The organism is Pseudomonas sp. LBUM1651, from assembly GCF_059716135.1.
The window spans coordinates 913,314-925,792 of record NZ_CP166805.1 but is presented as its reverse complement, the minus strand read 5'-3'; the positions used below and the strand labels follow the sequence as shown (position 1 = coordinate 925,792).

Annotated in this window: 10 protein-coding genes; 2 read left to right on the top strand and 8 right to left on the bottom strand. The window is 61.1% G+C overall.

What is annotated here, in order from left to right:
- Positions 1-64: 64 nt before the first annotated feature.
- Entirely contained in the window at positions 65-589 is a 525-nt protein-coding gene (gene yjgA / locus ACA066_RS04165; RefSeq protein ID WP_007901505.1) for a ribosome biogenesis factor YjgA, read from the top strand.
- Between the two features lie 48 nt (positions 590-637).
- Here yjgA and tldD read toward each other — a convergent pair whose 3' ends face one another.
- From tldD to mreB, 8 genes are all read right to left on the bottom strand, one after another.
- Complete coding sequence (gene tldD, locus ACA066_RS04160) at positions 638-2,080, bottom strand: metalloprotease TldD (RefSeq protein WP_214380679.1); 1,443 nt, start codon at positions 2,078-2,080, stop codon at positions 638-640.
- Positions 2,081-2,098: 18 nt separating this feature from the next.
- Positions 2,099-2,947, bottom strand: coding sequence for a carbon-nitrogen hydrolase family protein (locus ACA066_RS04155; RefSeq protein ID WP_497698236.1), 849 nt, complete (start codon positions 2,945-2,947; stop codon positions 2,099-2,101).
- 165 nt (positions 2,948-3,112) lie between these two features.
- Positions 3,113-6,916 carry a YhdP family protein gene (locus tag ACA066_RS04150; RefSeq protein WP_497698235.1) on the bottom strand — a complete coding sequence of 1,268 codons (3,804 nt, stop codon included), beginning with the start codon at positions 6,914-6,916 and terminating at the stop codon, positions 3,113-3,115.
- 75 nt (positions 6,917-6,991) lie between these two features.
- Positions 6,992-8,449, bottom strand: coding sequence for a ribonuclease G (rng, locus tag ACA066_RS04145; protein ID WP_282375071.1), 1,458 nt, complete (start codon positions 8,447-8,449; stop codon positions 6,992-6,994).
- Between the two features lie 57 nt (positions 8,450-8,506).
- Positions 8,507-9,103: a Maf family protein gene (locus ACA066_RS04140; protein ID WP_497698234.1), complete on the bottom strand. Its 597-nt coding sequence runs from the start codon at positions 9,101-9,103 to the stop codon at positions 8,507-8,509.
- Positions 9,104-9,146: 43 nt separating this feature from the next.
- The gene (gene mreD, locus ACA066_RS04135; protein WP_497698233.1) at positions 9,147-9,638 is read right to left on the bottom strand and encodes a rod shape-determining protein MreD; all 492 of its coding nucleotides are present in this window, start codon (positions 9,636-9,638) and stop codon (positions 9,147-9,149) included.
- Entirely contained in the window at positions 9,638-10,798 is a 1,161-nt protein-coding gene (gene mreC / locus ACA066_RS04130; protein WP_497699805.1) for a rod shape-determining protein MreC, read from the bottom strand. Before mreC ends, mreD begins: the two co-directional genes overlap by 1 nt.
- Before the next feature lie 140 nt (positions 10,799-10,938).
- Complete coding sequence (gene mreB / locus ACA066_RS04125) at positions 10,939-11,976, bottom strand: rod shape-determining protein MreB (RefSeq protein WP_002555108.1); 1,038 nt, start codon at positions 11,974-11,976, stop codon at positions 10,939-10,941.
- Between the two features lie 211 nt (positions 11,977-12,187).
- On the opposite strand from mreB, the gene gatC reads away from it, so the two are divergent.
- Positions 12,188-12,475: an Asp-tRNA(Asn)/Glu-tRNA(Gln) amidotransferase subunit GatC gene (gene gatC / locus ACA066_RS04120; protein WP_007941222.1), complete on the top strand. Its 288-nt coding sequence runs from the start codon at positions 12,188-12,190 to the stop codon at positions 12,473-12,475.
- Positions 12,476-12,479 lie beyond the last annotated feature (4 nt).

Genomic DNA, 12,479 nt, shown 5'->3' with positions numbered 1-12,479 from the left:
GACCGGGCCGGACAAGCGGCCCCCGACTGGTTATCATGGCGGCGTTTCTTTGCGGACGGCCACCATGGTTGATTCTTACGACGACTCCCTCGATACGGGAGAAAAAAGCAAATCCCAGGTTAAACGCGAGCTGCATGCTCTGGTTGACCTCGGCGAACGCCTTACAACGCTCAAGCCTGACTTGCTGGCAAAACTACCATTGACCGACGCTATGCGCCGGGCACTGGCCGATGCGCCCAAGCACACCGCGAATATCGCGCGTAAACGGCACCTTATGTTCATCGGCAAACTGATGCGCGATCAGGACACTGACGCCATTCTGACTTTGCTCGATCAACTCGATGCCTCTACCCGGCAGTACAACGAACGTTTCCATGGCCTGGAACGCTGGCGCGATCGCTTGATCGCGGGCGACGATGCAGTCCTGGAGAAGTTCGTGCTCGACTACCCGGAGGCTGATCGTCAGCAGTTGCGCTCCCTGATCCGTCAGGCCCAGCACGAACTGGCGACCAACAAGCCACCAGCGTCGAGCCGTAAAATATTCAAGTACATCCGTGAGCTGGACGAGACTCAACGCGGTCTGCGTTAAGTCCCTTCTCGGGTGAGTCGCCACGCGGCTCACCCGAAGCTCCATCCATCAGGATCCTGTGCCACCCACAGTGATCGCATCGATTTTCAGCGTTGGCTGGCCGACACCCACCGGCACCGACTGCCCATCCTTGCCACACGTGCCCACGCCGCTGTCCAGCGCCAGATCGTTACCGACCATCGACACCTTGCTCATGGCTTCCGGCCCGTTGCCGATCAATGTCGCGCCTTTGACCGGTGCCGTGATCTTGCCGTCTTCGATCAGGTACGCCTCACTGGTGGAGAACACGAATTTGCCGCTGGTGATGTCCACCTGACCGCCGCCGAGGTTGGCGCAGTAGATGCCGCGTTTCACCGACGCAATGATTTCCGCCGGATCGCTTTCGCCCGCCAGCATGTAAGTGTTGGTCATGCGCGGCATCGGCAGATGCGCGTAGGATTCGCGACGACCATTGCCTGTGCGGGCCACGCCCATCAGGCGCGCATTGAGCTTGTCCTGCATGTAGCCTTTGAGTACGCCGTTTTCGATCAGCGTGGTGCACTCGGTCGGCGTGCCTTCGTCGTCGACACTCAGCGAGCCACGGCGACCGGCCAGCGTGCCGTCATCAACGATGGTGCAGAGTTTGGATGCAACCATTTCGCCCATACGCCCGCTGTAAGCGGAGCTGCCCTTGCGGTTGAAATCACCTTCCAGACCGTGGCCGACCGCTTCGTGCAGCAGCACACCGGACCAGCCCGAACCCAGTACCACCGGCAACGTGCCGGCCGGCGCCGGAATGGCTTCAAGGTTAACCAGCGCCTGACGCAGCGCCTCACGGGCGTAGCTCATGGCACGGTCTTCGGCGAGGAAATAACGGTAATCGGTACGACCGCCGCCGCCATGACCGCCGCGCTCGCGGCGACCGTTCTGCTCAACGATCACACTGACATTGAAACGCACCAACGGCCGCACATCCGCCGCCAGGCTGCCGTCGGTCGAAGCAACAAGAATGCGTTCCCAGACACCGGCCATGCTCACGGTCACTTGCTGGATACGCGGATCGAGGGCGCGAGTGGCGACGTCGATACGCTTGAGCAGCTCGACTTTCTCGGCGCGGGTCAGCACTTCCAATGGGTTATCCGGCCCGTACAACTGGGCGACATCCTGAGTGGTGAACGCCTGCACCGTGCCGTTCTGTCCGGCGCGGGAGATCGAACGAGCGGCACGCGCCGCCGCGCCCAAGGCTTCCAGGGTGATCGCATTGCTGTAGGCAAAACCGGTTTTTTCACCCGATTGCGCGCGCACGCCAACGCCCTGGTCGAGGTTGAAGCTGCCTTCCTTGACGATCCCGTCTTCCAGCGCCCACGACTCGGAAATCTGCCCCTGGAAATACAGGTCGGCGGCATCGATGCCCGGGCCGGCCAGATCGCCGAGCACACCTTGCAGGCTCTCGATAGTGACGCCGCCGGGCGCCAGGAGGTGTTCACTGACTGAGGACAACAACTCGCTCATATGCTTTACGCCTTAAATTCATCGTTCTGAGGCAGGTCGCCGGGCGCCCTGCGAGAAAAAGCGCCGGTGACTGGACACCGGCATCCGCGCCCGGATGGACGCCTGTTCGCTGCTATCGCGTTCGGCCAGCAGCACGGCCTCGCCTTGATCCTGTTGCGCGAGCACTCGTCCCCACGGGTCGATGATCGCGGCATGGCCGAAGGTCTCTCGCGACCCCGGATGCGTTCCGCCCTGAGCAGCCGCGAGCACATAACACTGAGTCTCGATGGCCCGCGCTCGAATCAGCACATCCCAATGCGCCGCTCCCGTCACGGCGGTAAAGGCCGACGGCGCGGTGATCAACTCCGCACCGGCAGCGCGCAATTCGCTGTACAGCTCCGGGAATCGCAGGTCATAACACACCGTCAGGCCGACCCGACCGACGGGCGTGTCGGCGACCACCACGCCACTGCCATAAGCATAGTCATCGGATTCACGATATCGCCCGCGGTTATCCGCCACGTCCACGTCGAACAAATGCAGCTTGTCGTAGCGCGCCACCGTCTCGCCCTGATCGTTGATCAACAGCGAGCAGGCATGCACTTTCGCCGTCGGTTGATCCACCGGCGGCAACGGCAAGGTGCCGGCCACTATCCATAACTTGAGGTCGCGAGCGGTCTGTTTCAACCAGGGCAGGATCGGACCTTCGCCCGACGCCTCTGCGCGACCGATGTCAGCGATGTCACGGCGGCCCATAGCGGCGAAATTTTCCGGCAGCACAGCCAGCTTCGCGCCACCGGTTGCCGCTTGTTCGAGCAGCCGACGAGCCTGGGCCAGATTGGCCAGCACATCGCTCTGGCTGACCATTTGAATCACCGCTAAAGACATGGCCTTACCCTTATCTGGAATCAACACATACCCGTAGGAGCGAGGCTTGCCCGCGAAGGCGTCGTTCCTGACACACCGCGGTGCGTCGGTTCGCGGGCAAGCCTCGCTCCTACAGGGGGAACGTCACTTTGGCCATGCTACTCCATCGGTCCGAAGGATGGCGTTTCAAAAAGGTTTGTCGAAGGTGATTTTCGGCTCTTTCCACGGGCCTTTGACGGTGTACTTCACGCTGGCGAAGCGCGCCACGCGGTCACCGATCAGTTTGTCGATCAGGAACAACGCGCCGCCGATGGCGGGTGCGCCGACGATCAGCGCGGCAATCGGCAGGTTGTTGGTCACCGGCAAGGTCACCAGCAGTTTCGCATCGACCTGATCGTTCACCAGATCCAGCTTGCCATTGAGTTCCAGATTACTCGACGGGCCGGTCAGCACGATCGGTTCACGAGTGTCGTAAACCCCGTTCTTTGCGTCCAGCAGCCCCTTGACTCGATCGTAACTCAGACCTTTGCCAAACAAGTCGGAGAAGTCCAGACGCAAGCGCCGGCCGATGGAGTTGAAGTTGAGCAGGCCAAATACCCGCAACGCCTGGGCGCCGCCCTCGACTTCAACGAACTGGCCTTTGTTCAGCGACGCATCGAGGGTGCCGGAGAAACGCTTGGTGGCCAGCCACGCCGGTGAACCGGGCCAGCGACCATCGACATCCATGTGAAATTCTTCACTGGTGACACTGGGCGCAAAGCCCCAGCCTTTCAGCACATCCGCGAGGTTCTTGCCGCTGACCCGACCCTTGAACCAACTGTTGGATGCACCGGGCACACCTTCCCAGCCGCCGCTGCCCTGCAACAGAATGCCCTTGAGGCCCAGGTCCAGCGTATTGAGCGCAATGCCCTTGGCGGTCGGACGCACTTTCAGCGACCAGCCCCCCACCAGATCCTGCCCCTGGAACAGTTGATTGATGGTGACATCCAGCGCCGGGATTTTTGTCGGATCAACGGTGGCCAGTGGATCCGGCGAGTTTTCATCGGCCAGGACCGTCGGGTCCGGCGCCGGCAAACGCACGTATTGCAGATTGATCGCAATCGGCGCGGCTTTCGCGTCAGGGATAGCGGCGCTGCCCTTGACCTGCTGGCTGTCGAGCTGCAACGCCCACGCCGTCGGTTTACGGTTCAACTGCATCGAAGCCTGATCCAGGGTGGTACCGATGCCGCTGAGCTTGCCGACCTTGAAGTCGGCGCTGCTGAGCAACTGCTTGGCGCTGCCACCCGGATCCTGGCCGGCATACTTGTCCACCAGGTCTTTCCACGGGCCGACATCCAGCTCCGACAACACGCCGCGCACCCGCAGGCCTTTGGCACCGGGCAACACGGCGTCGCCGCCACCGAGGAACAATTCGCCGCGACCGTCGGCAAAATTGCCGGGCGGTGCTGCGAACGTGAAATTTGCAAGCTCGCCGTATTTGACCCAGTAACGCCGCTCCGGCCCTTGCAGGGTCATGCGGAAGGTCGTATCGCGTCCGACGTCGGCCGCCATGCCGAACGGCGCCGGCAAATCCACCGCCACGCCTTTGAGGTTCGAATTGACCATCAACTGGCTGTCGGGGCCATCCAGGTTCAGTTGCAACTGATAAGGGATCAGGCCGGACACCGGCAACGGCTGGGTAACGCTCAACCAGTCGGTGAGCTTCTTCACCTCGACCTGGCCCGAGGCGTTGACACGGGTCTTGATGTTGCCCGGGCTGCCGTCGGCGAAAATCTGCGCAGTGACCGGTTTGTCAAAGGCGCGAGCGGTGATGTTCTGCCCGCTCAACCCCTTGGTGCTGTCGAAGCGGAAATCTCCCTTCAGCTGGGTCAGCTCAAGGGCGGGTTCGGCGAGTTTCAAGCGCGCCTTGGCGGTCTTGAAGTCGACGAGGATCTTCGGCTGTTCGCCTTTGACCAGCGGAATATCGAGTTTCAGCTTGCCCTGCAGATCACCCTCGCCTTCCCATCCGGCGAAGGTGGCGGCGGTGCCGATCGGCGCTTCCTGGAGGATTTTCAGGCCATCACCCAACCCGCCGGCGAAAGCGCCATCGAGCAGCAGGTGTGGGTTTTGCCCGGCGGGTGCGTGGGGAATATTGACGTAGATGTCGCTGACTTGTGTGTCGAGCAACTGGCCTTTGCTGGCCAGAATTCGCACGCCACTGTCTTCGATGAACACATCGCCACTGACCTTGCTGACATGCGGCCAACCCGGCTGGAACGCCAGTTCGGCATCGTGAACCTTGAAGAACAGGCTGATGCTGCGAGCAGTGTCGGCGGCACCATGATTCAGCGAGCCCTGATACTGGAAGAATCCCTGATCTACCGCGCCTTTGAGAATGGCCGTACGCAGCCATTCGTCCAGCGCCGGGCTGAGCACTTGCGGCAGGTACTTCGCGGTGTATTTGCCGTCGCCATCGACCAGGCCGACCCGCAGGTCCATGTAGTCTTCCTGGGTATGATCGAAATGCAGGCGGATCAGGAAGTCCCCGGCAATCTTGCCCTCCTCGCCCAGCACTTTCAGGTACGGGGCGATCAGGGTGAAGCCTTCTTTATCAAGCTTCCAGGTCAGCCGGGCGTTGGCCTGAATGTATTGCCATGGCTTGGCGAAAATCGGGTCGAGGTGCAGGACAAAATCCTTGCTGTCCATTCGCAGTTCGCCGTGACCGAGGTCACCGCTGATGCTGCCGCTGACATTTCGCGCTGCAGGGGCGCCGTGGTAGGCGTCAAAGCCGATCTGGTCGAGGTTGGCGGCGAAGCTGACCTTGCTGTCGTCGGTAGCGTTGGGCCGGAAGTCGACCAGCACGTTGCGCAAACCACCGGTCACCTTGAGCCGCTCCACGGCGGTGGCGACGCCTTCAGGCAATGGCCCCAAGGCATTCAGCAGCGGTGTGAGCGGAGTGAGGTCGAGGCGGTCGGCTTGCAGGTGCCAGAGTTCTTCGGTCTTGTCGGTGGCCAGGCTTTGTTTGAGTTGCAGGCGCGATTCCCAGCGGGTCTCGCCGAAGTTCATGGACAGCGAGTCCACCGTCACCAGAAAGCCTTCGGCACTGCGCTGGAAATAGCTGTTGAGCGCCAGGTTGTTGATCTGGATCGGCTTGCGCTCGGCGTAGGCGCCCTTGATCTGCGGCGCGTTCAAGCGGATCGCGGCGCTTTGCAGCGCGCCTTTGCTCCAGTTGACCCACAGCTCGCCACCGGCCTTGATCTCGGAAAAATTCCACTGCCGGGTCAGGCGTTCAGGTAGCCATTTCGACCAGTCGCTTTGCGGCAGGCTCACGTAAGCCTCCGCTTCGCCGTCCTTCCACTGGCTGGCGCGAATGCGAGTGCGCAGGCTCATGGCCACTGGCTGACCGTCGGGCAGGGTCAGCCGCGCGTCGAGTCGCTGCCGGGAGACGCCGGTTTTCAGGTTCAGGCCAACGTAGGTCAAGGTCAGTGGCGGATGGTCCAGCGGTTGCAAGGTGACCTGGCTGTCGAGCACCGACAGTTGCTGGACCATTTGCAGGCGATTGAGCAACTGTTCCGGGTCCAGCGGCTGATCCTGCTGCACCGGCAAGCCTTCCAGCGCCCAATGACCGTCCGCGCCTTCCTTGAGGCTGATCTTCAAACCATTGAGTTCAAGGTGGGCGATGCGCACTTCACGCGCCAGCAGACTGGCCCACAGATCCGGCACCGCACGTACCTGATCCAGGCGCAGGGTGTTGGCGCCCTCGCCGACCATCACGTCGTGAGCCAGCAGAATCGGCGCGAAGCCGCGCCAGTTACCTTCCAGTTCACCGATGTGCAGCGGCATGCCCAGGGCAGCGCCGGCTTTGGCTTCGACTTCGGCCCGATACTCAGCCACCAGCGGCGTCAGTTCGCGGCCGAGACTGACGTAAAGCGCCATCAGCACCAAAGCCAACGCGCACAGGCCCAGACCCCAGCGGGTCAGTGCGGCCAAAATGCGTGTCAGACGCTCCATGTCAGTTGGCTCCCATGGCAAAAATACTGCAAAAAGCTGAGGCCAGCCGTTCTAGTGGGGGTGAAGCACAGCGATTCAGAGCAGCACCACGTCGTATTGTTCCTGGGAGTACATGGTTTCCACCTGGAACCGAATGGTGCGTCCGATAAAACCTTCGAGCTCGGCGACGTTGCCCGACTCTTCATCCAGCAGGCGATCGACGACTTTCTGGTTCGCCAATACACGATAGCCTTCCGCCTGATAGGCACGAGCCTCACGGAGAATTTCGCGGAAGATTTCGTAGCAAACGGTTTCCGGCGTCTTGAGCTTGCCGCGGCCCTGGCAGCTGCTGCAGGGCTCGCACAACACCTGTTCGAGACTTTCGCGGGTGCGCTTGCGAGTCATCTGCACCAGGCCCAACTCGGTGATGCCGATGATGTTGGTCTTGGCGTGATCGCGCTCCAGTTGTTTCTCAAGCGTGCGCAGCACCTGACGCTGGTGCTCTTCGTCTTCCATGTCGATGAAGTCGATGATGATGATCCCGCCCAGGTTGCGCAGGCGCAGCTGGCGAGCGATGGCAGTCGCGGCTTCGAGGTTGGTCTTGAAAATGGTTTCTTCAAGGTTGCGATGGCCGACGAACGCCCCGGTGTTGACGTCGATGGTGCTCATGGCTTCAGCCGGATCAACCACCAGGTAACCGCCGGACTTCAGCGGGACTTTGCGTTCGAGGGCTTTCTGGATTTCATCTTCGACGCCGTACAGGTCGAAAATCGGCCGCTCGCCCGGGTAATGCTCCAGACGATCAGCAATTTCCGGCATCAGTTCGGCAACGAACTGCGTGGTTTTCTGGAAGGTTTCCCGGGAGTCGATGCGGATCTTCTCGATCTTCGGGCTCACCAGATCGCGCAAGGTGCGCAGCGCCAGGCCGAGGTCTTCGTAGATCACACTCGGCGCGCTGATGGTTTTGATCTGCTCGTTGATCTGATCCCAGAGCCTGCGCAGGTAGCGGATGTCCATGAGAATTTCATCGGCCCCGGCCCCTTCGGCGGCGGTACGCAGGATGAAGCCGCCAGCCTCCTTGATGCCTTCTTTGGCCACGCAATCGGTGACCACTTGCTTGAGGCGATCACGCTCTGCTTCGTCTTCGATCTTCAGGGAAATGCCGACATGCGCGGTGCGCGGCATGTACACCAGATAACGCGAAGGAATCGACAGTTGCGTGGTCAGGCGTGCGCCTTTGGAACCGATCGGGTCCTTGGTGACTTGCACCACCAGGCTCTGGCCTTCGTGAACCAGCGCGCTGATGCTCTCGACCGCAGGGCCTTCGCGCAGGGAAATTTCCGAAGCATGAATGAACGCGGCGCGATCCAGGCCGATGTCGACGAAGGCCGCCTGCATCCCCGGCAATACCCGCACGACTTTGCCTTTATAAATGTTGCCGACGATCCCGCGCTTTTGCGTGCGCTCGACGTGGACCTCTTGCAGGACACCGTTTTCAACCACCGCCACGCGCGATTCCATCGGCGTGATGTTGATCAGGATCTCTTCACTCATGGCAGGGTCTCGTTCAGGCATGTTCACGATAATGGCCGCATCTTGTCAGTACGACGCTCAGCGCGCGTTAAGGGTTTGCCAACAGGGTATGCCGAAATGGCCGAGCAGCTCAGCGGTTTCGCACAGCGGCAGTCCGACCACCGCCGAGTAGCTGCCATTGAGCCCGGCGACAAACACCGCGCCCAGTCCTTGAATGCCATAGCCACCGGCCTTGTCCCGAGGTTCGCCACTGGCCCAGTAGGCCGCCGCTTCATCGATGCTGATGGGGCGAAAACGTACCAGGCTGCGCACAACCCGTGACTCGCAACGTTCACCGTCAAGCACGGCAATGGCGGTCAGCACTTCGTGCTCTCGACCGGCCAGCATCATAAGCATGGCGCACGCATCGGCTTCGTCCACCGGTTTGCCGAGAATTTTCCCGTTGAGCACCACGGCGGTGTCGGCGCCCAGCACGCAGAATGCTGCGTCGGACACGACCGTGCCACGCCCGGCTTCAGCCTTGCCGCGCGCGAGGCGCTCGACATAGGCCGACGGCGATTCATGATTCAAAGGGCTTTCGTCGATGTCCGCGCTGATGACGGAGAACGGCACGCCGATCTGCGTGAGCAGTTCACGCCGACGCGGCGAGCCTGAGGCGAGGTAAACACGTTTCATCAAGACATCTCCCTGTCGAGGTATGGGCAAATGCCTGACCGAATCAGTTGATTTTGTAACGTCGACGCAGACCGCGCAAACCGAAGCTGATCCACGGCCAGAGCAACGCGCTGACCAGTGCCGGCAAGACCAGCGCCAGCGTTGGCTGACGGTTGCCGGTCAGGGCGCTGAGCCAGAGTTGAACGAGCTGCGCGAGGCCGAAGATCACCAGGATCACCAGACTCTGTTGCCACATCGGGAACATCCGCAGCCGCTGTTGCAGCGACAGCACCAGGAAAGTGATGAGGGTCAGGATCAACGCGTTCTGGCCCAGCAACGTGCCGTAGAGCACGTCTTCGGCCAGGCCCAGGCACCACGCGGTGACCATGCCGATTTTCTGCGGCAGGGCCAACGCCCAGAACGCCAGCAGCAAGGCGAGCCAGAGCGGACGAAGGATTTCCATGAATTGCGGCAGCGGCGAAACGCTGAGCAGCATGCCGATGGCGAATGTCAGCCAGACCATCCAGCCGTTTCGGGAGGCGGTAGCACCGACCATTATTCTCTTCCCTCTGGGGTGGCCGGCGCGGAGACAGGCGGTTTGGCAGCAGGCTTCACGACAGCGGGTTGCGTCGCCGGTGGTTTGGCGGCCGGAGTCGTCGCGGGCGGCTTGGCGGCGGCGGGATGTGCGGCGGCGGGTTTGGCCGGGGTTGTGGCAGCAGGCTTGGCCGGAGTTGCAGCCGCAGGCGCGACGACGGGAACGACGGGGACAGCAGCGGCAGCCGGGGCAATCACGCCGACAGGTTTCGGCACGGTCGCGGGAATGATTGGCCCGCCGCCCTGCGCATCCAGGTTTTCCTGGGCCTGAGCAGCATCGTTTGCGCGCTCTTCCGGCGTACGGGTGTCGCTGAACACCAGCAGCAAGTAACGACTGCGATTCAAGGCGGCCGTCGGCACGGCGCGGACAATGGCGAACGGCTGGCCGGAATCGTGAATCACTTCCTTGACCGTTGCCACCGGGTAACCCGCCGGGAACCGCTGGCCAAGGCCGGAGCTGACCAGCAGATCGCCTTCCTTGATATCCGCCGTGTCGGCAACGTGACGCAATTCCAGGCGTTCAGGGTTGCCGGTGCCGCTGGCAATCGCCCGCAGACCGTTACGGTTCACCTGCACCGGAATGCTGTGGGTGGTGTCGGTCAGCAGCAGCACACGGGAGGTGTACGGCATCAACTCGACCACCTGGCCCATCAGGCCGCGGGCATCGAGCACCGGCTGACCGAGGACCACACCGTCGCGCTCACCTTTATTGATGATGATGCGATGGGTGAAGGGATTGGGGTCCATGCCGATCAACTCGGCCACTTCGACCTTCTCGTTGACCAGCGCGGAGGAATTGAGCAACTCGCGCAGCCGAACGTTCTGCTCGGTGAGGGCGGCAAGCTTTTGCATGCGCCCCTGCAGCAGCAGGTTTTCGGTCTTGAGTTTTTCGTTTTCGGCGACCAGCTCGGTACGGCTGCCAAACTGGCTGGCCACACCTTGCCATAGCCGCTGCGGCAGGTCGGTGATCCAGTAAGACTGCATCAGCACCAGCGACATCTGGCTACGCACTGGCTTGAGCAGTGTGAAGCGGGCATCGACCACCATCAGTGCGACCGATAGCACGACCAGCACCAACAAGCGCACGCCCAGTGAAGGCCCTTTGGTGAAAAGCGGTTTAATAAGCCGCTCCTCCCAGGCAAATTTTTTCTTTATTCATACGGCAGACCGGCCTGGATACAGACTGACAGAAGGTAAACGCAAACAGGCAGCACTGCAAAGTGCCGCCTGCGCGCTCAACAGCATAGATGCATCGGGCGAGATCACTCGCTCGACAGCAGGTCCATGGTGTGTTTATCCATCATTTCCAATGCACGGCCACCGCCGCGAGCAACGCAGGTCAGCGGGTCTTCGGCAACGATCACCGGCAGACCGGTTTCCTGGGCCAGCAACTTGTCGAGGTCACGCAGCAAGGCGCCACCACCGGTCAGTACCAGGCCACGCTCGGCGATATCGGAAGCCAGCTCCGGAGGCGATTGCTCCAGCGCACTTTTCACAGCCTGAACGATGGTGGCCAGGGACTCTTGCAGAGCTTCCAGCACTTCATTGGAGTTCAGGGTGAATGCACGTGGAACGCCTTCGGCCAGGTTACGGCCACGAACGTCGACTTCACGAACTTCGCCGCCCGGGTAGGCAGTACCGATTTCCTGCTTGATGCGCTCGGCAGTGGATTCGCCGATCAGGCTGCCGTAGTTGCGACGCACGTAGGTGATGATCGCTTCGTCGAAGCGGTCGCCGCCAACCCGTACGGATTCGGCGTAAACCACACCGTTCAGGGAGATCAGTGCGATTTCAGTGGTACCACCACCGATATCGACGACCATCGAGCCGCGGGCTTCTTCAACCGGCAGGCCGGCACCGATCGCAGCAGCCATTGGCTCTTCGATCAGGAACACTTCACGTGCGCCGGCACCAAGGGCCGATTCACGGATGGCTCGACGCTCAACCTGAGTGGATTTGCACGGAACGCAGATCAGCACACGAGGGCTCGGCTGCAGGAAGCTGTTTTCGTGAACCTTGTTGATAAAGTATTGCAGCATCTTTTCGCAGACGCTGAAGTCGGCAATGACGCCGTCCTTCATCGGACGAATGGCCGCGATGTTGCCCGGCGTACGGCCGAGCATGCGCTTGGCCTCGGTGCCGACAGCAACGACACTTTTCTGGTTACCGTGTGTCCGAATAGCCACAACCGATGGCTCATTCAGGACGATGCCGCGCTCGCGCACGTAAATAAGGGTGTTGGCAGTGCCCAGGTCAATGGAAAGATCGCTGGAAAACATGCCACGCAGTTTCTTGAACATGGGAAAGGGACCCTAGGCAACGCGTGGGTAAAAAAGTGCGGCAAACTCTAACAACGACAGGGATTTTGGGCAAGGCGCCAATATGTTAAATTGGCCGCTTTTCTGTGCACCAACCCCCACAATCGCGGCCTTATGACCGTAGAAATGCGGTAGTGTTCAGACAATCTAACACACGGACGCCGTCCGTTCTGTTTTCCACTGGAGAATCGCAATGGCGCTTGAACGCTCCGACGTGGAAAAAATCGCTCATCTGGCCTGCCTTGGCCTCGATGATGCTGATCTTCCACATATTACTTCGGCCCTGAACAGCATTCTGGGTCTGGTCGACGAAATGCAGGCGGTCAATACCGACGGTATCGAGCCGCTGGCCCACCCACTGGAAGCCAGCCAGCGCCTGCGTGCAGACGTCGTGACCGAGACCAATCATCGCGAGGCCTACCAGTCCATCGCACCAGCGGTCGAAAACGGCCTGTATCTGGTTCCGAAAGTCATCGACTAAAGGG